Origin of the sequence: Marinobacterium mangrovicola, assembly GCF_004339595.1 — a bacterium.
GTDB classification, from domain to species: Bacteria; Pseudomonadota; Gammaproteobacteria; order Pseudomonadales; family Balneatricaceae; genus Marinobacterium_D; species Marinobacterium_D mangrovicola.
On sequence record NZ_SMFU01000008.1, the window covers coordinates 446,866 to 470,182 of the forward strand.

The 23,317-nt window shown below is 55.5% G+C and carries 18 protein-coding genes and 1 tRNA gene; 11 read left to right on the forward strand and 8 right to left on the reverse strand.

The window, feature by feature from the left end; genetic code table 11:
• Nucleotides 1-37 precede the first annotated feature (37 nt).
• The 3 genes from pgm (at nt 38) to CLV83_RS10520 (ending at nt 4,738) form a co-directional block, all read left to right on the forward strand.
• Complete coding sequence (pgm, locus tag CLV83_RS10510; protein WP_132292681.1) at nt 38-1,603, forward strand: phosphoglucomutase (alpha-D-glucose-1,6-bisphosphate-dependent); 1,566 nt, start codon at nt 38-40, stop codon at nt 1,601-1,603.
• Nucleotides 1,604-1,706: 103 nt separating this feature from the next.
• Nucleotides 1,707-2,756, forward strand: coding sequence for a phytanoyl-CoA dioxygenase family protein (locus CLV83_RS10515; RefSeq protein ID WP_132291567.1), 1,050 nt, complete (start codon nt 1,707-1,709; stop codon nt 2,754-2,756).
• 17 nt (nt 2,757-2,773) lie between these two features.
• Complete coding sequence (locus CLV83_RS10520) at nt 2,774-4,738, forward strand: capsular polysaccharide biosynthesis protein (RefSeq protein WP_243642362.1); 1,965 nt, start codon at nt 2,774-2,776, stop codon at nt 4,736-4,738.
• Here CLV83_RS10520 and CLV83_RS10525 read toward each other — a convergent pair.
• Complete coding sequence (locus CLV83_RS10525; protein WP_132291572.1) at nt 4,735-6,468, reverse strand: SLC13 family permease; 1,734 nt, start codon at nt 6,466-6,468, stop codon at nt 4,735-4,737. The two genes, CLV83_RS10520 and CLV83_RS10525, sit on opposite strands and share 4 nt — an antisense overlap.
• A gap of 135 nt (nt 6,469-6,603) precedes the next feature.
• Here CLV83_RS10525 and CLV83_RS10530 point away from each other — a divergent pair, with 135 nt between their 5' ends.
• The 5 genes from CLV83_RS10530 to CLV83_RS10550 all read left to right on the forward strand — a co-directional run bounded on the left by CLV83_RS10530 (nt 6,604) and on the right by CLV83_RS10550 (nt 11,626).
• On the forward strand, nt 6,604-7,380 hold the full coding sequence (locus CLV83_RS10530; RefSeq protein ID WP_243642363.1) for a helix-turn-helix domain-containing protein: 777 nt from the start codon (nt 6,604-6,606) through the stop codon (nt 7,378-7,380).
• 62 nt (nt 7,381-7,442) lie between these two features.
• Nucleotides 7,443-8,342: a sulfate adenylyltransferase subunit CysD gene (cysD, locus tag CLV83_RS10535; protein ID WP_132291578.1), complete on the forward strand. Its 900-nt coding sequence runs from the start codon at nt 7,443-7,445 to the stop codon at nt 8,340-8,342.
• On the forward strand, nt 8,342-10,252 hold the full coding sequence (gene cysN / locus CLV83_RS10540) for a sulfate adenylyltransferase subunit CysN (RefSeq protein WP_132291581.1): 1,911 nt from the start codon (nt 8,342-8,344) through the stop codon (nt 10,250-10,252). The genes cysD and cysN overlap by 1 nt, the downstream gene beginning before the upstream one ends.
• Before the next feature lie 67 nt (nt 10,253-10,319).
• Nucleotides 10,320-11,102: a 3'(2'),5'-bisphosphate nucleotidase CysQ gene (gene cysQ / locus CLV83_RS10545; protein ID WP_132291584.1), complete on the forward strand. Its 783-nt coding sequence runs from the start codon at nt 10,320-10,322 to the stop codon at nt 11,100-11,102.
• Between the two features lie 263 nt (nt 11,103-11,365).
• Nucleotides 11,366-11,626, forward strand: coding sequence for a hypothetical protein (locus CLV83_RS10550; protein WP_132291587.1), 261 nt, complete (start codon nt 11,366-11,368; stop codon nt 11,624-11,626).
• A 94-nt stretch (nt 11,627-11,720) separates the two neighbouring features.
• Here the strand turns inward: CLV83_RS10550 and CLV83_RS10555 are convergent, their stop codons facing one another.
• Both CLV83_RS10555 and CLV83_RS10560 read right to left on the reverse strand, forming a co-directional pair.
• Nucleotides 11,721-15,032: a DUF3427 domain-containing protein gene (locus CLV83_RS10555; RefSeq protein ID WP_132291590.1), complete on the reverse strand. Its 3,312-nt coding sequence runs from the start codon at nt 15,030-15,032 to the stop codon at nt 11,721-11,723.
• The gene (locus CLV83_RS10560) at nt 15,029-15,649 is read right to left on the reverse strand and encodes a class I SAM-dependent methyltransferase (RefSeq protein ID WP_132291593.1); all 621 of its coding nucleotides are present in this window, start codon (nt 15,647-15,649) and stop codon (nt 15,029-15,031) included. The genes CLV83_RS10555 and CLV83_RS10560 overlap by 4 nt, the downstream gene beginning before the upstream one ends.
• 244 nt (nt 15,650-15,893) lie before the next feature.
• Here CLV83_RS10560 and CLV83_RS10565 point away from each other — a divergent pair.
• A tRNA-Met gene (locus tag CLV83_RS10565) sits at nt 15,894-15,970 on the forward strand.
• A gap of 172 nt (nt 15,971-16,142) precedes the next feature.
• Here the strand turns inward: CLV83_RS10565 and CLV83_RS10570 are convergent.
• From CLV83_RS10570 to CLV83_RS10585, 4 genes are all read right to left on the reverse strand, one after another.
• Nucleotides 16,143-17,678, reverse strand: coding sequence for a sensor domain-containing diguanylate cyclase (locus CLV83_RS10570; RefSeq protein WP_165900283.1), 1,536 nt, complete (start codon nt 17,676-17,678; stop codon nt 16,143-16,145).
• Between the two features lie 241 nt (nt 17,679-17,919).
• On the reverse strand, nt 17,920-19,215 hold the full coding sequence (locus CLV83_RS10575) for a TRAP transporter large permease (protein ID WP_132291599.1): 1,296 nt from the start codon (nt 19,213-19,215) through the stop codon (nt 17,920-17,922).
• Nucleotides 19,216-19,222: 7 nt separating this feature from the next.
• Nucleotides 19,223-19,720, reverse strand: coding sequence for a TRAP transporter small permease (locus CLV83_RS10580; protein ID WP_132291602.1), 498 nt, complete (start codon nt 19,718-19,720; stop codon nt 19,223-19,225).
• Between the two features lie 78 nt (nt 19,721-19,798).
• Nucleotides 19,799-20,932 (reverse strand): C4-dicarboxylate TRAP transporter substrate-binding protein, encoded by a 1,134-nt coding sequence (locus tag CLV83_RS10585; RefSeq protein WP_132291605.1) that lies wholly within the window; start codon nt 20,930-20,932, stop codon nt 19,799-19,801.
• A 257-nt stretch (nt 20,933-21,189) separates the two neighbouring features.
• Between CLV83_RS10585 and fabG the strand changes: the two genes are divergently transcribed.
• On the forward strand, nt 21,190-21,930 hold the full coding sequence (gene fabG / locus CLV83_RS10590) for a 3-oxoacyl-ACP reductase FabG (protein WP_132291608.1): 741 nt from the start codon (nt 21,190-21,192) through the stop codon (nt 21,928-21,930).
• A 124-nt stretch (nt 21,931-22,054) separates the two neighbouring features.
• Entirely contained in the window at nt 22,055-22,903 is an 849-nt protein-coding gene (locus CLV83_RS10595) for a DUF72 domain-containing protein (protein WP_132291611.1), read from the forward strand.
• Nucleotides 22,904-22,929: 26 nt separating this feature from the next.
• On the opposite strand, the gene apaG is transcribed toward CLV83_RS10595, so the two are convergent.
• Nucleotides 22,930-23,316, reverse strand: a complete 387-nt coding sequence (gene apaG, locus CLV83_RS10600) for a Co2+/Mg2+ efflux protein ApaG (protein ID WP_132291614.1) — start codon at nt 23,314-23,316, stop codon at nt 22,930-22,932.
• Between the last annotated feature and the right edge of the window lies 1 nt (nt 23,317).

Here is a 23,317-nt window from a genome sequence, read left to right on the forward strand (position 1 = left end):
TTTTTAATTCAGTATTAAAGGTATCGTTTTGCAGCAGATTTCAGAGTTAATTTCCGCATATTCTCAGACTCAACCTGATCCCAGTAATTCTGGCCAACGTGTAAGCTTCGGTACCTCTGGCCATCGAGGTTCAGCCCTCAAGTCCACCTTTAACGGAAATCATATTCTGGCAATCACTCAGGCCACGGTGGATTACCGCAAGGAGCAGGGTATATCAGGGCCACTGTTTATTGGCATGGACACCCACGCGCTGTCTCAGCCTGCGTTCGAAACCGCAGTCGCTGTGCTGGCTCCCAATGGTGTGCGGGTGATGGTCGATTCGGCAGGTGGTTTTACCCCAACCCCTTTGGTGTCCCGGGCGATTTTGGCGTGGAATGAAGGGCGTTCGGAAGAACTCGCTGATGGTTTAATTATTACGCCATCCCATAACCCGCCGGAAGATGGCGGTATCAAATACAACACTCCCGACGGCGGACCTGCGGACGCTGTGGTGACCGGTTGGATCGAGAAGCGTGCTAACGAGTTGCTGCAATCGGGTCTTGAGGGTATCCAGCGTCTGCCATTCGATGAGGCTCGTCAGAAAGCTGAGCAGTACGATTATGTGGGCGAGTATGTGGCGGCGCTGGCGTCAGTTGTCGATATGGATGCCATAAAGGCGGCCGATATTCACATTGGTGCTGACCCGATGGGAGGCACCTCGCTGGCAAGCTGGGATGCGATCGCTGCTAAGTTTGGCCTAAATATCGAAGTAGTTAACCGTGAGCAGTCGCCGGACTTCGGATTTATGCCGCCGGATCACGATGGCAAGATTCGCATGGATTGCTCCAGTACCGCAGCGATGGCTAACCTGCTGAAGATCCGTGAGCGCTTTGATCTTGCATTCGGTAACGATCCCGACGCGGATCGCCACGGTATCGTCGACGCCGGCGGGCTGATGAATCCCAACCATTACCTCGCTGTGTGTATCGATTACCTGCTTTCGCATCGTCCGCATTGGCCTGCAGAGCTGGCTATCGGCAAGACACTGGTATCTTCTTCAATGATCGACCGGGTTGTCGCAGGTCAGCAGCGGGAGCTTTATGAGGTACCGGTGGGCTTTAAGTGGTTTGTGCCTGGTCTTCATGGCGGTAAACTCGCCTTCGGTGGTGAAGAGAGTGCCGGTGCAAGTTTCCTGACTCGCGATGGCAAGGCGTGGAGCACAGATAAGGACGGCATTATCCTTTGCCTGCTGGCGGCAGAGATTCTTGCTGTAACCGGTAAAACGCCGTCTCAGTATTATGCGGAGCTGACTCAGCGTTACGGTGCGCCGGTCTATAAGCGAATCGACAGTCCGGCCACTGCTGAGCAGAAGGCGAAGTTGAAGGCGCTGACATCCGACGATGTTAACGCTGACACCCTGGCAGGTGATCCTATTATCGGCTGCTTCACCGAAGCTCCGGGTAACGGAGCGGCCATCGGTGGGCTTAAAGTAGTTACGGAGAATGGCTGGTTTGCCGCGCGCCCCAGTGGCACTGAAGACCTGTGTAAGGTCTATGCAGAAAGCTTTAAGGATGAAGCGCACCTGGAAGCCATCCTTAGCGAAGCGCAGCTGCTGGTAGGGTGAGGCGTTGCCTATAGTAGGCTTTATTGTGTTATGCGCTCCGGTTTTGCATCCTGAGGTGAAGGCCGGAGCGTAGTTATCTTCGATTGGCTTCCTGGAGAGAGGAATGCAGCAAGCAAAGTCGGTAATCGGTCGCGTTTTGCGTTACCCGTACTGGTTTATTGAGCTTTTTACCTGGGCAAAAAGCTTTAAGCAAAACCCGATCATAGGTAGTTACTGGCTTAATCGCTGCGGGCTACATGTAGCCCGGGTTGTGGTCTCTCAGGGGTTATTCCGTTTCCGTCTGTTGCTCTTGGCGCCATTGGTGGCGAAAGAGGATCGACGGGATTTTCTGCGTAATGGTTATATCCTCAAAAAGGACTTTCTCGAGCCTGAGCAGTTTGCTCGTCTGAAGGCGGAAGCAGAGGGCTATCAGGGATTGATCCGTGAGTTCGTTGAGGGAACGACGCTGACCCAGCGCGCCTTTCTGACCCAGGATAAACGCGCAGACCTGCCGGCCATTAGTGCGTTTACCGATGGTTCACGACTGGATAGGTTGATGCGCTGGGCTTCATCGAAGAACCGGCCGCCGTTTTTCTTCATCGAGAACCTCTGTAACCACGCCAATGTGGCACCTCAGCCGGACCCGCAAAGGGATTTCCATACCGATACTTTTCACCCCTGCGTAAAAGGCTGGCTGTTTATCGATGCAGCCGATAATCGCAACGGGCCTCATGTTTATGTGCCCGGTTCCCACCGCTTAACCTGGCGGCGCTTGAAGTGGGAATACCGTGAAAGCCTGGAAGCTTCCAAGCAGGGTGAAAGGCGACAGCCAGGACGTTACTGGGATGGCTCATTCCGTGCCAGTGAGGCAGACCTTGCCCAAATGGGGTTCGAACCGAAGGCTCTGCATGTGCCGGAAAATACGCTGTTGATTGGCAACGTCTATGGGTTTCATCGCCGTGGTGTCGCAGAACAGCCCAGTCGGCGCATGACAATCTGGATGCAGTCCCGGGATAATCCCTTTAATCCGCTGTTCACGCCTTTCCCTCGAGCGACAGCCTGGTTGTTTGAAAAGGTCTGGCAGCGAGAGCTTGAAAGTCAGGATCCCAAGAAAATAGCAGCAGGCACTCAGCGCAATCAAACGGGCTCGTTTGACAGGAATTGCGTTAACTGAGTATGCGAGTTGGTTTCATGGTAAAGGGGCTGGGTCAGACTCCTTGGCTGGCCGAGTTTCTGGAAGCGCCCTGTGCACGGATTTCTGGCTGGTCAAGCCTTTATCGATTCACCCATGTTGCTGGGTGGGGCTTGAAGCCCAGTGCGATTAGGGCGCGGGAGTGTGCTCAGAAACTGAGTGTGCCCTATCTGTCCCTGGAGGATGGCTTCCTGCGCTCTCTGGGGTTGGGCGTTGACGGCGCTCCTCTCCATAGTCTTATCGTTGACAGTAGTGGTATCTATTACGATGCCACTCGCCCTTCCGATCTTGAAACGCTGATACGCGAGCAGGCACCGGACCCGATTCAACTGCAGAGGGCCGGTGATTGCATCGATATGTTGAAGCGCTATCGCCTCTCCAAATATAACCACGCGCCAGATCGATCGCCGGCTGAACTGGAAACCAAGCAGTCCAATGTCTTGGTCGTGGATCAAACCGCGGGTGATGCCTCCATAGAGTACGGCTTGGCCAGCGCGGCCTCCTTCAGTGAAATGCTTAATGCGGCCGTTGCCGAAAACCCGGGTGCTGAAGTGCTGGTTAAGGTGCATCCGGATGTGATTGCTGGCAAAAAGCAGGGGCACCTGCTGGAGCAGGCACGCGCCTTGGGCTGCCGCTTGATTGGGGATGACCTTAATCCCTGGGCATTACTGGATCTTGTAGATCGTGTCTATGTCGTGACCAGTCAGCTCGGTTTTGAAGCGCTGCTGGCCGGCAAAAAGGTGCATTGCTTCGGGATGCCTTTCTACGCGGGTTGGGGCCTGACTACAGATCGGCAGAGCTTGGAGCGTAGGGGCGTCAAACGCAGTCTTGAAGCCCTCTTTTATGCTGCCTATCTGCAGTACTGTCGCTATATCAACCCTTACACCGGGAAGCGATGCGAGTTTGAGGATACGGTTGCCCTGATCGCTGATCAAAAACGCGCTCGGGATCGCTTCGCTGGTAGCTGGGATGCGATCGATTTTGCAGGGTGGAAGCGTGCGTTTATCGGTCGGTTTCTTGGGCTGGGTGCTCAAGTGGAGTGGCGGCAGCCGGCTTCGGAAGTGTCGGCACCCAAAGTGTTAGCCTGGGCCTCCAAGCTGGATTCGGCGCTTATTTCCGGTTGCCGGGAGCGGGGGCAGGAACTTTGGCGGATAGAAGACGGTTTTATCCGCTCAGTGGGGCTGGGTGTGGATTTGGTCGATCCGCTATCGCTGGTGATCGATTCTCGCGGTATCTACTACGATGCATCTGCCCCCAGTGATCTGGAGTATATGCTGGAACATGATGAGTTCTCGCCGGATCTGTTGCGACGGGCTGCGAGGCTGAGGCAGCGCCTCGTTGCATTGAAAATGTCCAAGTACAATGTGGGGATTCAACAGCAGTTGGATCTACCGAAAGATCGCAGGATTGTGCTGGTGCCGGGGCAGGTGGAAACCGATGCATCCATTCGCACCGGTTCTCCCCAGATGCAGACGAATCTGGAGTTGCTGCGCGCCGTGCGGCACGCCTGCCCGGATGCCTATATCATCTATAAACCTCATCCGGATGTGGTATGCGGTGGCCGCAAAGGCGAGATACCCGGGCAGGACTATTTTGATCTTGAAGTTCAGGATCTGGCGATGCCGGACCTGCTGGAGCAGATCGATGAGGTACACACACTCACTTCACTGACCGGGTTTGAAGCGCTGCTTCGCGGTATTCCCGTTCATGTCTGGGGGCTGCCTTTTTATGCGGGCTGGGGGCTGACAGAGGATCATATTGACTGTCCGCGTCGCACTCGCCGCCGCACTCTGGATGAGCTGGTGGCCGCAACGCTGATCCGCTATCCGCTGTATGTCGATCCGGATAGCGGGGATCAGGTCAACGCTGAAACCGCGGTGGATATTCTTCAGCAGCACCGGCAAAAGAAAAGAAAAACGTCCTTAAGAACCCATGTCTGGCGCCGGATTCGGAAACGGGTTTAAGACGCATTAAACGGAAACACCAGTGGCGTAAGAGTAAGCACTGTTGCGGTATAGACCAGGCTCACCGGCAAACCTGTTTTCAGGTAATCCGATAGGCGGTAACGTCCGGGCGAATAAACCATCAGGTGGGTCTGATAACCAAATGGGATCAGGAAGCAGGCGCTGGCACCGTAAGCCACCGCCATGATGAAAGGCATGGGATCCGCGTTGAATGCTTGTGCTGTGGACAGTGCAATCGGAAACGCCAGTGCCGCTGCGGCATTGTTAGTGACGGTCTCCGTCAATACCAGTGTCAGCAGGAAAATGCCGACGAAGGCTGCATAGACGCCATAGCCGTTGAATAGCGCCTGCATCCCTTCTGCGACCAAGCCTGCAGCGCCTGATGCGCTCATACCCTTGGCGATGGTCAGGGCCGAGCCGATCACCAGAAACAGTTCAAACGGGAAGCGGCGTCTCATTTCATTAACGCTAAGCAGGCCCCCCAGCAGAAAGAGCCCCAGCAGGCAGAGCAATGCCTCGAACAGGGTTGTGATACCCAGCGACGCACTCAAAATTGCTGCGGCGAAGCCTCCAAGCGCTGTCAGGCTCTGTTTCATGCTTAGACGAGGGCGTTGCAGGGTGCCACTGAGTAGATGAAAGTTTCGGTCCAGGTTTCTATGCTGGCTGAAGTCGCCACCGACAGCGAGCAGAAGGCTGTCGCCCACGCGCAGCGGGATTCGACCCAGCTGCCCCTCAAGTCTTCTCTCTCCGCGCCGTATCCCCACCACACCTGCGTTAAACGTGGTGCGGAAATCCATATCTTGCAGGGTGCGGTTCGCAAGCTCCGATTCGTTTGAGATCACCACTTCCACCAGGTTGCTGGCGAGCAGGTCGTCGGCATCCTCTCCCATCAGTTTCAGGCCCTGAAAGCGTTGCAGTGCCTGTACCTTGTTGACCTCTCCGGTAAATATTAGCAGGTCTCTGGCCTGCACCACCTCGTCGGGCGTAACCGGGCTGATCAGACGGCCATCACGTTCGATTTCCAACAGATACAGGCCATCCAGGTTACGCATGGCATTGGCTTCAATGCTTTTTCCCACCAGCGGTGAATCAGGCGCCACCTCTGTGGTCAGGAAATAAGACTGGCGGCTATCCCTGCTCGTGTTGCTGTTGTTTGGCAGGTAGCGGGCGCTAAGCATCAGTGCGCCAAGGCAGACCAGAGCGACGGGTATGCCTACCAAGCTGAACTGGAACATGCTGAGTTCGGGTATCCCAGCATCAACGGCGAAGGAGCTGACCACCAGGTTGGTGGAGGTGCCGACCAGCGTCGTAATACCGCCCAGTATGGAGGCATAGGATAGAGGTATCAGGAGCCGGGAGGCGGGAATGCGGGTTTGCCGTGACAGTGTGCCGAGAAAGGAGGCCACAATCGCAGTGTTGTTCAAAAAGGCTGATAGCACCGCGCTGGTAGTCATCAGTTTGAGCAGAGCCGACGACTGGCGGCCGGAGACGATCTTGTCGGAAATCTGATCGAGCAGCGGAGAGCGCTCCAGAGTCAGAGATATCAGCAACAGCAAAATAAGGGTAGCCAGGGCCGGGTTGGCAAAGCTGCCGAGCAGTTCGGGCAGGTCGACCAGGCCTGTTAGCAGGTAGCCGCAGGCAAGAGTCACAAAGGCGGTGGCCGGTTGTATTCGTCCGCTCGCCAGTACCGCCAGCAGGGCAACAACCGATGCAAGAACTCCCCATTCCATTGTGTTACTCCCTGAATGTCGGCCGTAAAAGGTTGAAATTCTATAGAAAGCTTTAATAAACTGTCTATGTGAATAACCGTATTTTTATCTATATTTGTTTTTTATTCCTTATAAAACAATATATTAAAGAGGTTTTTGGCTATTAAGGATTTATCGCCGAAGAATCTGGAAAAAGCTCGTGTAAGGGCTGTTCAGCTTCGAATATCAGGCTATACCCTGGCGGAAACCTCTGCCCAGACCGGACTTTCTGTGCCTACGATTACCAAGGTGTTCAAGGCATTTGAAAGCGGTGGTTGGGCTGCGATAAAGCCGGCGCCAAGAGGGCGCAAGGCCGGAGAGGGAAGTGGTCTCTCTGCAGAGCAGCAGCAACAGTTGCGTGAAAGATTGCTGGAGCCGCCGGTAACGGGCTTATGGAGTCGCGAAGCGGTGGCTACAGAAGTCGCTAGACTGCTCGGTGTGCAGGTCTCCGAGAGAGCCATATCGCGGTTACTGGACGAGTGGCATTTAGATTGCCCTGCGCTCAAAGTGCGCAAACCCAAAGGAGTGCGTAACACGCCTGCCCACTGGTACCGGCATGAGTATGAGCCTTTGCTTGCCTGGGGCGAGCAGCATCAGGCATCTCTGCTGTTGGCATTCTGCCGGCCAGCCCGTCGTTCCCCTGATACGTTTCAGTTATCTCTCCAAACGTCTCTGCGCAAGCAGCTTTGGCTGGAGAGTTCTCACTGGCCGACCGAAAGCTGGCTGATCCAGGTGCTGGAGCGACTGATAGCCCAGAAAAAGACGCCGCTGGCGCTGTGTCTTGCAGGCCTGGATCTCAGGCGGGCTGATCGGCTTTGGGCTTGGCTCAACGAACATGAAACACAGATTAAGTTGATTGCAGTGCCGCCAGAGGTGGAACTGCGCTCATCCTGACTTTAGGTAAATGATTTTAGATAACTGGCTTTTTATAAGCACAGACTGGTTGAAGGAACTCTATGTCTCTTACACATTTAAAGCGCTTGGAAGCGGAAAGCATCCACATCATGCGCGAAGTCGTGGCTGAAGCGGAAAATCCGGTGATGCTGTACTCAATCGGCAAAGACAGTGCGGTGATGCTGCATCTGGCTATGAAGGCATTTGCTCCTTCCAAGCCGCCGTTCCCGCTTTTGCACGTGGATACCCGCTGGAAGTTCCGCGAAATGTACGAGTTCCGTGATCGCATGGCGGAAGAGTTGGGCCTGGACCTGATAGTCTATGTTAACCCGGAAGGTGTGGAAAAGGATGTTAACCCCTTTACCCATGGCTCCGCGCTGCATACCGATATCATGAAAACCGAGGGCCTGAAGCAGGCTCTGGATAAGTACGGTTTCGATGCGGCCTTTGGTGGTGCCCGTCGTGATGAAGAGAAATCCCGTGCCAAGGAGCGTATCTTCTCGTTCCGTACGGCCCAGCATCGCTGGGACCCTAAGGGTCAGCGTCCTGAGCTCTGGAAGCTTTACAACGCGCGTAAGCAAAAGGGCGAGAGCATGCGCGTATTCCCGCTGTCCAACTGGACCGAGCTGGATATCTGGCAGTACATCTATTTGGAGAATATCCCCATCGTGCCTCTTTACTACTCCGCAACCCGCCCGGTGGTGGAGCGTGATGGCACCCTGATCATGGTGGACGACGAGCGTATGCCGCTCAAAGAGGGCGAAGTGCCGATGATGCGCAAGGTACGTTTCCGTACCCTGGGCTGCTACCCGCTGACGGGTGCCGTTGAGTCCGAAGCGGACACCTTGCCGTCAATCATTCAGGAGATGCTCCTGACCAACACCTCAGAACGCCAGGGGCGAGTGATCGACCACGATTCCGCCGCCTCCATGGAGAAGAAAAAGCAGGAGGGCTATTTCTGATGGCACACGTATCCGATCTGATTTCCAGCGATATCGAACAGTATCTGAAACAGCACGAGAACAAAGGCCTGCTGCGCTTTATCACTTGCGGCAGCGTAGACGACGGCAAGAGTACGCTGATCGGGCGCCTGCTGTTTGACTCTAAAATGCTGTTCGAAGACCAGCTTTCCGCAATTGAGTCTGACTCCAAGAAGTACGGCACCCAGGGCGAAGATATCGATTTCGCACTGCTGGTTGATGGCCTGGCAGCAGAGCGCGAGCAGGGTATCACCATCGATGTAGCCTACCGTTTCTTCTCCACCGATCGTCGCAAGTTTATTGTTGCCGATACCCCGGGGCACGAGCAGTATACCCGCAACATGGTTACTGGTGCTTCCACTGCAGACGCGGCCATTCTGATGGTCGATGCGCGCAAGGGAATTCTGACTCAGACCCGTCGTCACAGCTTCCTGATGTCCCTGATCGGTATCCGCAATATAGTGGTAGCGATCAATAAGATGGACCTTATGGGCTATTCCGAAGAGGTCTTTAACCGGATCCGTGACGAATACCGCGAGTTTGCCAAGAATCTCGATCTGGATGAGATTACCTTTATCCCGATGTCGGCGCTTAAAGGGGATAACATCACTTCTCTGAGTGATAGCACCCCTTGGTATCACGGCACTACGCTGATGGGCTACCTGGAAACCGTTGAGGTGGATGACGATCGCCTGCAGCGTAATCCTTTCCGCATGCCGGTGCAGTGGGTTAACCGTCCCAACCTGGACTTCCGAGGCTTTTCGGGAACCCTGGCCAGTGGTGTGATCCGCCCGGGCGATGAAATCCGTGTCCAGCCTTCTGGTAAAACCAGCCGTGTGGCAAGCATCTACACCTATGACGGTGATCTGGAAGAGGCGGTAGCTGGCCAGTCCGTGACCCTGACGCTGGCCGATGAGATCGACATCTCCCGTGGCGACGTGATTTCCACCACCGAGCAGCCGGCACAGACAGCGGAACAGTTCGAAACCACCATCGTCTGGATGCACGACGAGCCACTGCTGCCGGGGCGTCCTTATCTGTTGAAACTGGGGACTCAGACCGTTACCGCGACCGTCACTGCCATCAAGTACCAGGTGAACGTGAATACTCTGGAGCATACCGCGGCGAAGAACCTGGCCTTGAACGGTATTGGCATCTGTAACATCAGTCTGGACCGCTCGGTTGCCTTTGATCCCTACAAGGAGAACCAGGACACCGGTGGCTTCATTCTGGTTGACCGCATGAGCAACAATACGGTTGCTGCGGGCATGATCCACTTCTCCCTGCGTCGCAGTCAGAACATTCATATGCAGCATGTGGATGTGGATAAGGCGGCGCGTGCAGTTGCCAAGAACCAGAAACCCAGCGTGTTATGGTTGACGGGGCTTTCCGGCGCAGGCAAATCCACCATTGCCAACCTGGTCGAGAAAAAACTGCACGCTATGGGCCACCACACCTATCTGTTGGACGGTGACAACGTTCGTCATGGCTTGAACAAGGATCTTGGCTTTACCGACGGCGATCGGGTGGAAAATATCCGCCGTGTAGCTGAAGTGGCTAAGTTGATGGTGGATGCGGGTCTTATTGTAATCACCGCTTTCATCTCTCCGTTCCGCTCCGAGCGCGCCATGGCGCGCGGTATGGTCGAGGATGGCGAGTTTGTTGAAGTATTCGTTGATACACCGCTGGAAGTGGCGGAAGACCGTGATCCGAAAGGTCTTTATAAAAAGGCGCGTCGCGGCGAGTTGAAAAACTTCACCGGTATAGACTCCGTCTACGAGGCACCGGAAGCGGCTGAAGTTGTGCTGGATACAACACGTAGCACCGCTGAAGAAGCTGCAGATCAGGTGATCCGTCAGCTGCAGGCGCGAGGCATCGTACCTACGCTTTAAGTTTTAACGTATGCAAGGCAGTGGCCCCAAAAGAGAGGGCTGCTGTCAGCAATAGCAGGAATTTAAGATGACCGATATTTCACTGCCGGTACTGATGGATCAGGTAGAGCAGATCGCTCTCAAAGCGGGCGAGGCGATCATGGCGATTTATAGCCGTGAGTTCACCATTGAAGAGAAAGAGGACAAGTCGCCTCTGACCGAAGCGGACAAAGCTGCTAATAGCATCATTGTTGCAGGCCTTGAGGCTCTGCCGGTGTCTATACCGGTGCTGACCGAAGAAGCCGTAGAGGCTTTTGACGGCGCGGACGATAACGGGCGCTACTGGCTGGTAGATCCCCTGGATGGCACCAAAGAGTTCATCAAGCGTAATGGTGAGTTCACCGTAAACATCGCCCTCATCGAACAGGGGCGGCCGGTGTTGGGTGTGGTCTACGCACCTGCACTCGATATCACTTATCTCGGTGCCGAGGGCGTGGGTGCTTTCAAGGCTGAAGGCAAAAACGAACGACAGCCGATCGAAGTGGCTGTGCATGCAGGCGATACTGCATGGCGTATCGTCGGCAGCCGCTCCCACGCCAGTCAGGATACGCTGGATTGGTTGAAGCCGCTGGGTGAGTACGAACTGGTACCCATGGGCAGCTCGCTGAAGATATGCCTGGTTGCAGAGGGTGCTGCCGATCTATATCCGCGCCTTGGTCCCACCTGTCTGTGGGATACGGGAGCGGCCCATGCAGTGGTTAATGCTGCTGGCGGCGCCATCGAAACACCTGAGGGTGAGGTGCTTGGTTATGCCAATACGGCAGAAACCCTGAACCCCTGGTTTGTTGTTTACGGCGGTAGCCGGCCTTAACGGTTCACAGTCGACGCTAGACAAAGGGTTGGACTCTACGGGTTCAGCCCTTTTTTTGGCTCAGATAGTGCTGCTGGCCTTGTTGCGGCGGCGATCCCATCAGGATGCCCATCGGAGTTCTGAATCACCGCCGTGCCGGCCTTAATCGACACGATGGTGGGCTTCCCACATAGGGGATTCTTTCACTACAGGCCCGTCGCAGATGCCCCGGCTTGATGAACTATACTCAAACAGCGAAACATCACTCTAATGAGAGGTGGATCATGTCTAGAGTAAAATCCGCAATTTTTACTGCAGTGCTGGCGTCGGCCTTTTCTGTATCGGTCCTGGCAGGCCGCTGCCCCATGGATGCCAAGGCCGTCGAAGAGGGGCTTGCCAGTGCTGAGATTAGTGATGAAGCACGCAGCAAAATTATGCAGCTTCACGATGAAGGGCTGGCCGCGCACAATGCGGGTAATCACGCCGAAGCGGAAGAAAAGCTCGGCGAAGCGCTGAGGATGCTGTCGAACCCCTCTGATATGTAGCGTAGCGGGGCTGTACTTAACGAGAAAAGCCGCTCGCGATCAGAGCGGCTTTATATTTCTGCGCGAGGTAAACAGGATCGCTGAGCCAGGGTAATTATGTCGCTGCTGTTTTGAGTCGCCAAACCACGCTCATCGGTTTAGCGCCTTCGTGGCTCTGATAACTCACTTCGCCATAAAAGCGGAAAGGAGCAGCTTTGCCGTTATCCAACTTATGTTCACGCACGAAAAGATAGACCCGGGTGCCTAATTTTTCATGCTGAATAATTTCACGACCGCGTTTGTTGTCCGGGCTCGTGCTGTTCTGAGACTGCCAGTGGAAGTGGGTGCCGTCGATGAAATAGTCATGGTACTGATGATCGCTGGCTTTGCCCTGCTTGTTCAGTGTTACCAACAGAACCTGTACCTGTTGGTCTTTCAGCACAACGTGGCCGGATTGCCAGTTGCCCTGATTGAATTCTGCGCCAAACAGCGGTGGGATCTCTTCCCGCATAAAACTCTGTCCCACACTTAGTTCGAGCGGGTCTACTTTGCCCCTAAACCGGGCGAAGGTCACCATGCTTTCGTCGGCTGTCAGGTCTTCATAATCTGGATTGTTGGCTCTGAGGGTGTAGCTGCCATCGGAATTCTTTAGCACCCGTCGCAGCAGGTACTGGTTATCGCCAGCGCTGTCCTGACGCTCTATCGCCAGAGTGTGGTTGCTGATACTGCCTGCGCTGCCGGGAGTGATCTGCTCCAGTATGAGGTAATCGCCATCGTAGATGGGGTTCTTGCCGCCGTTCATGGAGTTGCCAGAAGCACGGGCGATGAAGTGGCGCTGCGGGGAAAGATCGCCAAACCCGGTAGGAGCGGGCAGGTATTCCTCCAAATCGGCTTGGCCGGTTTTAAAATGCCCACAGGCGATTTTGATATTAGGGAAGAAGGGGAGTTGCGTTACGGGTTCAGCCGGCGGCATATCGGTCATGGCCGAGATCGCTGTTGGTGCCGATGAAAGCCGGTCTTGAGCGTACTTTTCCAATCGCCAGGTCAGTATTTCCTGTGTCATTGCGCTAAACGTCGGAAGCTCCGCCGCACTCAGGCTCTGCTGATAGTGAAACTGCATTCCATCCTGAGCGAACCACTGGATCCTGGAGCCCTGTTCCTCTGTGCACCAATGGTGAATGGGCATTTTTCGCCAATGGTTAAGCCAGGTGTTGTCAGTGACGGTGGGCAGAGGTTGCAAGGTCTGCGGTAGGTCTGTTATCCAGTCGGGGCGAGCCAGAAACCAGTCTTTGGCCCAGGCTGCCAGTTCCTGCACCGCAACTGGCTGGTTCAGGGCTTGCTGCTCAAGCAGCGTCTGCAGCAACACCAGCTTGTAGGACTTGGAGGTTTTGCTGATGCTCAGATCGCGAAACCACTGCGCATGCTGCTCCAGTACCTGCAATTCATCGGCCGAAGCGTCTCCCTGTTCATCGATAAATTCCCACCAGCTGCCGTAGTTACGGCGTAGTTGGCTGAGGTTGGCACCGCTATTCCAAAACTCCTTCAGTGTTGGTCGCCGTTTCAGACTTTGCTTGAGTTTGCTGTAATGGGCATCGAGCTTGTCGCCCACCAGGCTATCCAGGAACTCGATAAACCCCAGGTCGTAATTGATATAGCAGCCATCCGGCAGCAGCTCGGCGGGGTTCTTTGCCGCCTGGACCAGTTGCCTGCGGCCCGGTTTGTTATCGAACGCCGATCCCAGCAGCATCTCCGGGCGGTTCAGAAAGCTGTGATGATTACCGACGAAATCCAATACCACCAGTTTCTCTTTGCCAGGGTGCAAACGCAGACCTCGGCCAAACTGCTGCAGGAAGAGTATTTTTGATTCGGTGGGGCGCAGCATCATCACAGTATCGATCTGCGGCAGGTCGACACCCTCGTTAAACAGGTCCACCGAAAACAGTACCGCCAGTTGGGCTTTCTCCAGTTGTTCGAGCGCCTCTGAACGGGTCAGTGCGGATTCGGTATGCACGCTGGCGGCATTGATACCTGCTCTGGTGAAGAAGTCGGCCATGTAATCCGCGTGACGGCGGGAGGCGCAGAAAGCGAGGGTTCGGGCCTGGGCCTTGTTGCGCCATTCTCTCAGGGCGTGGCGAGCACGACCGCGAGTGGCGAGCTGGGTGGATAACCTGTCCGGATCAAAACGTCCGTTACGCCAGGGGATCTGCTCATAGTCGACTTCGGTGTCGAAAATACCGAAATAGCTGAATGGACAGAGTTGTTGATCGCTGATGCCGTCAAACAGGTCCCGGCGGTAAACCAGATTGTGGTCGCACAGCCGCAAAATGTCTGAGCCATCGGTTCGGTCTGGCGTTGCCGTGAGGCCCAGTAGAAACCTGGGCTGAAAATACTCGAGCAGGCGCTGGTAGCTCCCGGCCGAGGCGTGATGAAATTCATCCACCACGATGTAGTCGAAATAATCCCGGTTGAAGCGTTCCAGGTGAGCGGTACGGCCCAGCGTTTGAATTGATGCGAAGAGCAGGTCGGATTCAACGTCTTTCTGTTGGCCGGTATAACGGCCCACCCGCTTGTGCGGCAAAATTGCGAGAAAACTCTCTTCCGCCTGTAGCAGTATCTCCTCACGATGGGCGACAAATAGCACCCGCCCGGCTGCCATCTGGGCTGCGTCAAAAGCTGCCAGGTAGGTTTTGCCCATGCCGGTTGCCAGCACAACCAGGCCTTTTTGCCAGCCACGTTGGCGGGTTGTGACTAAAGCCGCCAGCGCCTCAGCCTGATGAGGCTTGGGTGTAGGGCGTGCTGGTTCAGGCTCCTGCTCATCCATCTTGGCGGTATGGATAGACACCACTTTGCGTGCCTGCGCATAGCGTTGTTCGTAGCTCTCGATCCACGGATGGCTCAGCGTTTTGACCTGCGGTTGCTGCAACAGGTGCTGGAACTGCTGGCGCACCTCATCCAGTCGCTGGGCGGCCAGGGAGTCCTGCTCGTTGGGGTAATCCAGGTGATAGTTCCACTCCAGTCCATCAGTGAGTGCTTTGGCACTGATATTACTGGAGCCCACAAAGGCATCCGCGCTGATCAGATCACCCTGCTCGGAACGAACGAAGATATAAGCCTTGAGGTGAAAACTGTCGGCGGAACCTGTTTCGAAAACATGGATATCCGCGCCCCGTTCCGCCAGCAGCATCAGCTTCTTCAAAGCGGTCGGATCGGTAATGCACATATAGTCGCTGGTCAGCAGTGTTAGACGCACCTGGCGTGTCTCGGACTGCAAAGCGGCTTCCAGGTCGCCGAAGATAAGGTTCAACCCGGTGGAGCGGATAAAGGAGACCGCGATTTCAATATCGCTGGCGTGGGTCAGCGCGCGACGCAGGGCCGGCAGCAGTTGGCGGTTCTCTCCGCCGGTCAGCAGATACTGTTTTGCGCTCACGCTTCTGCCTCTGGCGGATGCTGGATGCAGACTGTCTGCCAGCTCACATCACTGCGCTGAAGCAGGTCGGCAGACTTGTTATCCCTGATGGTTTGCATCTGCAGACCTTCTCGGTTGGCTAAGTCTTTCAATTCATCAGTACTGACAGGAAACATCGGACGTGCCGGATCTGATGGGCCAAAGCGGAGAGTGATGACCAGTAGGCCGGTTTTGCCAAGTAGTTGTGACAGCCTATGGAAAGCGAGCGGGCGCTCACTGGACGGCAGGTGCATCCACACGGCCGAAAGTAGAATCAAATCATAGCCCGAGGCCGGAGGTTCAACGTCTGTTAGGTGTGGCAGGCTGGCATCGACCCAGCGAACGCAATCGCCAGTCGTACTCAGCCCGAGTTCGCGCAATGCTCTCGCTGGCTCGACTGCGGTAACCTGACAGCCCAGTGTCGTCAGCCAGAGTGCATCTCTGCCGCTGCCTGCCCCCACATCCAATGCATTGGCGGGTGTACGATGCGCCAGAAGTGAGATCCAGTCTGCGTGAACATTATGAGCCGCGACCGAATCATATTGCTTCTGATAGCGCTCGGCATGCTGGTGATAGTGCTTGATGGTTTGACCCGGCATAACCGTCCTTTGCTGGTGTCACTTCCTTAGATACCTTCGGAGTATACCTAATGCATCCAGCGATCCCAGGGTGCCTGAAGAGTCTGTAATGAACTCTTCTTTTCCCAGGGCCTTTGGCGGTGTTTCTCTCTCGAAAAGAGGCGCTGGTTTTCATCGAATGCAGTTGGAAAGTTGAGTATAAATAAAAAATAGGATTTAGGGTTTGACAGGGTGCAGGGGCGAATGTATAGTTTGCCCACGTTGATGCGGGGTGGAGCAGTCTGGTAGCTCGTCGGGCTCATAACCCGAAGGTCGTTGGTTCAAATCCAGCCCCCGCTACCAAATTTAAGAGAGGCAGATCAGCTACTTAGCGATCTGCCTTTTTTGTTTCTGGCTTATAGCAGCCGCAATACAGTCATGCTGCGGCCGGCAGAACCCGATTGATAAATTCTCGCCTTTATTCGGGCGCGCTTACATCTCACCGACGCGCTGTTGGCGACCCGCCGATTTTACTTCATGCTTTTTGGATTGTTTCTTGAGGCGCTTCGTCGGATCTCGGTAGCATCACGCTTCGATTGCGTCCGTCACGTTTAGCGCTGTAAAGCGCTTTGTCAGCGCCACAGATGGCGATATCGATACTTTCAACATTGCCGCTGGCTATGCCGATGCTGAGGGTTATCGCTTCTCCTGAGGGGAGGAGTGATAATTCTTCGATCTTCTGGCGCAAGGATTCTGCGATCTCGATCGCCTGCTCAGGGCTGACGGAGACCAAAATCAGCAAAAACTCCTCACCGCCCCAGCGAACAAGCAGATCGTTTGTGCGTATGTTGTCTTTCAGGCATTGAGCAATGGCGAGTAGCACATGGTCGCCACGTTCGTGACCGAAGCGATCGTTGACCTGTTTGAAGTGGTCAATATCGATCATCAGTACACTGAGCGTTGTCGATGCGTTGTGTAATCCGATCCACTCGTTGAACAGCATCCGGTTGCCGACACCGGTCAGCGGGTCTCTACTGGCCATGCGCTTCAGCTCCTGGTTTGCCAGCTCAAGGGCTGCCGTGCGTTCAGCGACGAGAAGTTCTAGCCCCTCGTTGGCTTTTTCAAGCTCACGGGAGGTTTGTTCCAGGCGCTGTTCAAACTCCTTACGCATGCTGATATCGCTCATGCTGCCAACCATGCGGCTGGGGTTGCCGTCCGCATCGTATTCCATGACCCGGCCACGGTCATATACCCAGATCGCTTCGCCGTTACCGACCAGCATCCGGTGTTCATGGCGGTAGTGGCCGTTTCCGTCAAGTGCTTCCTGAATAGCGCCCATGACCTCCTCGCGATCATCTGGATGGAGAAGGCCTGAGAGTACATCCATATGGTGTTCGGACATCTGGTCATCCAGGCCGAGTAACTGACACCATTTTGCGTTATGGGTGACCCGGTTGTTCGGGATATCCCAGTCCCAGATGCCGACGTCGGCGGCGTCCATAGCATAGGAGTAGCGTTTTTCCTTCTCCTCGATCTCCTGATGAGCTTGGGTGAGTTCGGTAATATCGTGGGCAATGACGAGAATTCGGTCGCTGCCGTCGGGCCCCTTGAGCGGCTTTTTGATCGACTGGTAGTAGCGTTCTTCGCCGGTGATCGAGTCGGTTGAGTGTTCGTAAACAACCTGGGTTTCTCCTGAGCGCATAACCGCCTGGACATTCTTTAGATAGAAATCGACCTGCTCTTGGTTCGGGTTGAAGTCGGCGTCGCTTTTGCCAACCATCTCTTCCGGCGTGGAATCATAGAGCTTTGCCAGGGTGTCGTTGCAGAGCAGGAAGTTTCCTTCCCAGTTTTTCAAAATGATGATGTCGGGAGATTCATCGATCACCGTGCGGAGCAGGCTATCCCCTTCAGACTGAAGCACGGGATCCTTGCAGAGAGGTGTGCGTGGCCCTCGTGCGCCGCAGCTGTTACAGCCCAGGAACTGGGTCGCTTCATCCCATTTCTGGATCTGAAGCGCAGAAGCGCCACAGTAAGAGCAGATCAGATCGGCGGTTTTAGTTGCTGTTTTCAAGCCTGACTCCATGGCGAAGCGGTAAGCGTGTTTTAACTTATCTTAATATTCCTTTTTGGATATTTCCTGTCCATACGGTTAACAAGATTTTGGTGGGGTATTTTCAGCCTGTTAGACGCAACTCTTGGTAAGGAAGGGGCTGTGGGTGTGGTGCCAGTGTGGTGAATGTTAGGCCGTTGTTTGACGGGTTCAGAATGTGTAAGCGAGCAACCGTCTCAGTGGGACGGTTGCTCGTCAGTCACTAGTTGTTCATCACCATAACGATTTCAGGTACGCCGATTACCAGTGCGACGACCACGAGGTCTGCTACCAGGAAGATCGCTACCCCCTTGAAGATATCCACCAATGAGGCGTATTTACCGGCAACGCCACGGATGACGAAAATGTTCATCCCCACAGGAGGGGTGATCATGCCGATCTCCAGCAGTTTCACCAGCAACACGCCGAACCAGATCAGGTTGATGTCATAGACCTCGAAGATCGGCAGCAGCACCGGCAGAGTCACCAGCATGGCGCCGAAGGGCTCCATGAACAGGCCCAGGATCAGGTAGATGATAACCACGACGAGCATCAGCTGTAGATATGAGGGATCCCAGCCGGAGACGGCGGAGGTCAGCACATCGGCGATGCCGCTGAGGCTCAGGAAAAGCGTAAACATGCTGGCACCGATACCAATAATCAGCAGTGACGACGTGGTCGCCAGTGTTTCCAGAAACGCTTTTTTGGCGCTGGCCCAGTTGAGTTTGCGCACGGCGATGGAGAGTATCAATGCTCCGGCAGCGCCGACGGCACCTGCTTCCGTTGCGGTGAAGAAGCCGCTGAACATACCGCCGAATACCAGCAGAGCCAGCAGCAGAACCGGCCATACATCCAGCAGCGCACGGGTAGGGTCGATATTCTCGGCGTCCTTGGCCACGCGGGGCACGATATCCGGGCGCAGCCAACTGACCGCCAGAATGATCATCGCGTAGCTGACGGCCGTGAGCAGACCGATGGTGATACCGCCGAGGAACACCTGAGTAATAGATACCTGGGCAAAGACGCCGTAAACGATCATAAGAATGCTGGGCGGAATCAGTGCACCGATGGTGCCGCCGGCCGCGATGGTGCCGCAGGCGAAACTCGGTTTATAGCCGCTTTTGACCATCTCAGGGATGGCGATACGTCCCATAGCGGCTGCGCAGGCGACACTTGAGCCGCAGACGGCGGCAAAGCCTGAGCTGGCGAACACGCTGGAGATCGCGATGCCACCGGGCAGCCAGCGGAAGAATACCTTGGCGGCGTTGAACAGCCCGGAGGTCAGACCCGAGTGGTAGCAGATGAACCCCATCAGCAGAAACATGGGCACTGCGCTGAGGGTCCACTTGGAGACAAATTCGTAAGGCTTGGATGCCAGTAGGCTGATAGCGGTATCCCAGCCGAACATCAGGCTGATACCGCCGAGTGATACAGAGATCAGCGCCAGTGCGATCGGAATTCGTACCACCAGCAGAACGATGAGCAGTGCTAGCCCTGCAAAGCCGATTTCGATACCCATGGTCCGGTTACTCCTCTCGGTCCTTGGTAAACAACAGCGGGATGCGGGCCAGGGTGACCAGCGTGGACAGGCCAAAAGCGACCGGTAGAATCAGGTAGGTGGGCCAGACCGGCATCGGGAAATTCAGCGACATGACGTAGGAGCCGATATCGTACTGCTCCATCGCTTTGTCCCAGGTGGCGACGGTGAGAATGGCGTATACACTGGCGGAAAACAGCGCTACGAAGCAGTCCACAAAGCGCAGACCGCGGCTGCCGAAGAGGCCACTGAACGCTTCAACGAAAATCATGCTGCGTTTGCGCTCAACCCAGGCCAGCGGCAGCAGGGCCAGTGTCACCATGTAGTAGCGGGTCACCAGTTCCTGAGTTGCCGGTATTGAAAAGGAAACCGAGCTTCTTAGAAAAACATCCAGCGTGATGTGAACCATCATCGCCAGAATGCCCAGGGCACCGAGAAGCGCCACGCCCTGAGCTGTGCGATCAAGCCAACGCTCTAGCAGTTTCATAGCAACTCTCTTGGATAATTATGGGGGCCAAGGATGGAAGCCCGACGGCAGATCGCCGGGCTTCCGGGTTGAGACGGATCAGATACCGTAGGTGCTGAAATCGACTTTGGACCAGATCTCGCTGTTCATCGCATCGGCGACGGCGGCAGGATCGTTGTTGGCCGAGTCGGCGATACCTTCCCACTTGGTGACAAGCTCCTGGAAGCGGGCAAGCTTGGCATCTGCATTCTCGATACCGTAGCGTTCACCTGCCTGTGAGGCAGCAGTTTTCAAGTCTTCCTCAACGAACGCCTGTGTCGCGTCAATTAGACCCTGGCTCGGCTGCAGCACCTCAACGCCCGCTTTGGCGGCCATGCCCATGCCCTTGTCGGAGATGGTCGCCCAGCGGTCTGTGCACAGAGTGCTGGCCAGGGAAGAAACCTCGATCAGTGCCTTGCGGTCTTCGGTCGAGAGGCTTTTCCAGGTGTTCAGGCTGACCGCGTGAGAGATGTCGGAGAAGAAGGTGCCCAGCGGGACTTCGGTGACATACTTGATCGCATCATCCAGGCGGAAGGAGACGATGTCGGCTGTGGAAGCCAGAGTCCCATCGATAACGCCCTGTGACAGGGCTTCGAACTGCTCGCCAACCGGAATGCTCGCCGGCGCGGCGCCCATCGCTTCAGCCCAGCGTGAGTACTGAGGTCCGCCGGCGCGCAGGCGCAGACCCTTGAGGTCTTCCAGCTCGGTAACCGGCTTGTTGCTGAGAATCTGGTAGATGTTGGTGGAGTGAGCCGAGGTGAAAACCACGCCCAGCTTTTTCAGCTCTGCCTGACAGTCTGCACAGGTGACGATGTACTCGGTCAGCGCTGCACCCATCGCCTGAGGGTTGGCACCGAGGAAGGCCATATCGCCCACCAGGTTGAACTCCGGGAGATCTGCGGGGAAATAGGCGGAGAGGAACAGGCCTGCGTCTACCAGGCCGCTTTTGATGCCGGTACGCATCTCGCTCAGAGAGGCGATCTCGGGGCCAAGCAGCTTGGCGGTCAGGCGGCCATCGGTGGCTTCCGGCAGCTTTTCCTGCAGAGTGGTGTACAGCGGATCGGTAGCGGGGTGAGCCGGCGGAACGCCCGGTGCAATGCGTAGTTCCTTGGCCGTGACAGCCTGGCCGTAGCAGGCCGCGAGGCCAATAGCGATGGCGATACCTTTGGTAAGGCTCTTCTTGATAGTTAGCATTTTTGGACCCTTATAATTATTAGATTTGCCGTATTTGCTGCAGACCCCGTCCTTCGCTTGGTGTCATGTGAGGGTTAGCCGCATGCACGCTTACCGAGGAATGCGGCTACCATAATAATTAGATGAGTAGATTGTATGCAATACTATTTGTTTAGCAGTAAACATAACCCGGTTCGTCCGGGATGAGTCGAGTGAAATACTTCAAATAAGAAAAGAGCGGTGCCCCTGGCGGCGCCCTCAAACAGGATGGGAAAAGTATGCGTCTGCAGGACAAGGTGTGCATCGTCACCGGATCGGCCAATGGAATAGGGTTGGCGACCGCGAGGAAGTTCGTCAGCGAGGGAGCTGTTGTTATCCTCTGTGATCTGGATATTGATCAGGTGGAGGCGGTGAAGCAGGAGTTGCACGCTGAGGGTGGAAGGGCCGAAGGCTTTCGGGTTGATGTCAGTGACAGGGCCAGTGTTGATGCGATGGTATCAGCCGTCCGCCAGCAATATGGGCGGATCGATGTGTTGGTAAATAACGCCGGTATTACTCAGGATGCGAGCCTGCTGAAGATGGAAGAAGCGCAGTTCGATGCCGTCATCTCGGTGAACCTTAAAGGTACGTTTAACTGTACTCAGGCTGTCGCTGCATCCATGGTGGAACAGGGCGCTGGCGCGATTATCAATACCTCCAGTATTTCCGGGGTTTACGGTAACTTCGGCCAGACCAACTATTCTGCGTCAAAGGCAGGGGTTATCGGTATGACCAAGACCTGGGCGCGGGAGCTCGGGCCCAAGGGTGTGCGTGTGAACGCTATCATCCCGGGCGCTGTTGCCACCGATATTTTGAAAACCGTGCCGGAAAAAATTTTGCAGCAGGTGGAGAGTGCCTGTTGGCAGCGTCGTATCGGTCAGCCGCAAGAGCTGGCCAACGCCTATGCGTTTTTTGCCAGTGATGAGGCCAGCTATATTAATGGCGCCACGCTGGAGGTCAGTGGCGGTGTGTCTGCCTGAATAGCAGGCTGATGATCCTGAGGCGGCGCGGGTCGTCTCTTCTGCTTATCGTTCTCGTGGGTGCATCCGCTGGCGAAGCTTGTTAGGCTCCTCTCTCATTCTGAGCCATCAATAAGTTCGCGCTGTGCCTGATCCCGATTACTACATTGGTCTCCCGCAATGGAATCATCCCGCCTGGCATGAGCATCTTCTCGCCAGTGATGACTCCACCCCTCTAAAGGGCTATGCCGGCAGCTTTAATTCGGTAGAGGGCAACACCACGTTTTACGGTTTGCCCTCCGCCGATGCAGTCACTCGATGGCGTTATGAAACCGGTCGGGATTTTCGCTTCTGCTTCAAGTTTCCTTCCGAGCTCAGTCACCAGAATGGCCTGGCCCACGGGGATGAAGTCCTGCTCGGCTTTATTCGTCGTCTCTCATTGCTTGAAGAGAAGCTGGGCATGCTCTGGCTGCAGTTGCCGGCGGCCTTTGGACCCGCTCAGCTGGACCTGTTAGCGCAGTTTCTGATGCAACTGCCGGCAGGCTTTCGTTATGCGGTGGAGGTTCGCCATCCGGCATTTTTTGAGCGCGGAGATGCCGATAAGCGCCTGACCGATCTGCTTGCCCAGGCCGGCGTTAATCGGCTGGCTTTTGATACACGGGTACTGTTTCGACATCCGGCGGATGATCATGTCACCCGCGAGGCATTGAAGGCCAAGCCGAGGTTGCCGCTCCGCCCGGTAGCGACGGCAGGTAATCCGATGCTGAGATTTATTGCACCACTGGACAGATCGCTTGCGGAAGATGCGCTTGATTATTGGGCGGGCCGGGCGACGAAATGGATAGAGGAGGGGCGTACTCCCTGGCTGTTTTTTCACACGCCGGATAACGCTCATGCACCGCTGCTGGCACAGCGTTTTGCAGAAAAGATGTCTGGGTTTCGGGGCTTTACCCCCTGGCCAGAGCCATCTCTGGCACAGGGTGGTTTGTTTTGAAGCGGTAGCCTGGGAGCCTAATTCCTTTAGTGCAGTGCGTTCGGCTGGGCCAGGGTAAAGGCAGGTATAGGCGCGATGAAGGATTCTTCATCTTCGGTCTGCATCTGGTAGTGTCCCTGCATGCTGCCGACCTCAGTGGCCAGCACGGTACCGCTGGTGTAGCTGAAGCTCTGGTCCGGCTCGATCACGGGCTGCTCGCCGACAACACCCTCGCCTTCAACTTCCTGAACCTGCTCGTTGCCATCGGTGATGACCCAACGGCGGCTGACCAGCTTGACCGGGTCCGGATTGTGGTTGGTCACGGTGATCTGGTAGGAAAACACGAAGCGGTGAGCCTCCGGGTCCGATTGCTCGGGCAGGTAGGAGGTCAGTACATCAATTTCTATATTGCGGCCGTATTCAAAAGGGTCCATG

Coding starts and splice junctions, on each gene's coding strand:
- CLV83_RS10515 (WP_132291567.1), top strand. CDS start 1,707: ATGCAGCAAGCAAAGTCGGTAATCGGTCGCGTTTTGCGTTACCCGTAC.
- CLV83_RS10520 (WP_243642362.1), top strand. CDS start 2,774: ATGGTAAAGGGGCTGGGTCAGACTCCTTGGCTGGCCGAGTTTCTGGAA.
- CLV83_RS10525 (WP_132291572.1), bottom strand. CDS start 6,468: ATGGAATGGGGAGTTCTTGCATCGGTTGTTGCCCTGCTGGCGGTACTG.
- cysD (WP_132291578.1), top strand. CDS start 7,443: ATGTCTCTTACACATTTAAAGCGCTTGGAAGCGGAAAGCATCCACATC.
- cysN (WP_132291581.1), top strand. CDS start 8,342: ATGGCACACGTATCCGATCTGATTTCCAGCGATATCGAACAGTATCTG.
- cysQ (WP_132291584.1), top strand. CDS start 10,320: ATGACCGATATTTCACTGCCGGTACTGATGGATCAGGTAGAGCAGATC.
- CLV83_RS10550 (WP_132291587.1), top strand. CDS start 11,366: ATGTCTAGAGTAAAATCCGCAATTTTTACTGCAGTGCTGGCGTCGGCC.
- CLV83_RS10560 (WP_132291593.1), bottom strand. CDS start 15,649: ATGCCGGGTCAAACCATCAAGCACTATCACCAGCATGCCGAGCGCTAT.
- CLV83_RS10575 (WP_132291599.1), bottom strand. CDS start 19,215: ATGGGTATCGAAATCGGCTTTGCAGGGCTAGCACTGCTCATCGTTCTG.
- CLV83_RS10580 (WP_132291602.1), bottom strand. CDS start 19,720: ATGAAACTGCTAGAGCGTTGGCTTGATCGCACAGCTCAGGGCGTGGCG.
- CLV83_RS10585 (WP_132291605.1), bottom strand. CDS start 20,932: ATGCTAACTATCAAGAAGAGCCTTACCAAAGGTATCGCCATCGCTATT.
- fabG (WP_132291608.1), top strand. CDS start 21,190: ATGCGTCTGCAGGACAAGGTGTGCATCGTCACCGGATCGGCCAATGGA.
- apaG (WP_132291614.1), bottom strand. CDS start 23,316: ATGGACCCTTTTGAATACGGCCGCAATATAGAAATTGATGTACTGACC.